This window comes from Oleiphilus sp. HI0132 (assembly GCF_001635845.1).
In genome coordinates, this window is record NZ_LWGJ01001877.1 from 1 (window position 1) to 590 (window position 590).

Here is a 590-nt window from a genome sequence, read left to right on the forward strand (position 1 = left end):
ACAAATCAGTTGTCCATACCGTTTCTTCAACACTGCCACGCGCTAAGTCGATACGTATGGTGATCTCTTCTTGATCCATCACTGCCTGACCGCGCTCTTCAGTATATTCGGCACACTTCTCGCCTTGATGAACAATCCTGACATCACCCAAGTATATCTCGACCAAGCTCAAATCAAACGCCTCAATCGAAGCCCGGCCCAAGGCGGCCAGAATACGACCCCAATTCGGATCGCAGGCAAATAAGGCGGTCTTAATCAAAGGAGAATGAGCAATGGTGTAAGCCACTTCAAGTGCTTCTTCAGTACTTTTAGCCTGCTCAACCTGAACCGTTACAAACTTGGTGGCACCTTCGCCATCACGCACGATCAATTGCGCCAGCTCGACCAAGACATCACTTAAGGCGTCTTTAAGGGCTGGAAAATCAGCATGAGACTTATCAATCAAAGGTGCTTTTGACTTGCCTGTCGTAAACAGAATACAAGAATCGTTTGTCGAGGTATCGCCATCGACAGTAATTCGATTAAATGAGGCCTCAGCAAGCTCCTGCAATAATTCATCTAGCAAAGCTTGAGGCACGCTCGCATCACAT

At 47.5% G+C, this 590-nt stretch carries 1 protein-coding gene; it reads right to left on the minus strand.

The window, feature by feature from the left end; translation table 11 throughout:
• The coding region (locus A3766_RS28310; protein WP_197479823.1) for a bifunctional ornithine acetyltransferase/N-acetylglutamate synthase at positions 1-590 on the minus strand (590 nt) is incomplete at both ends.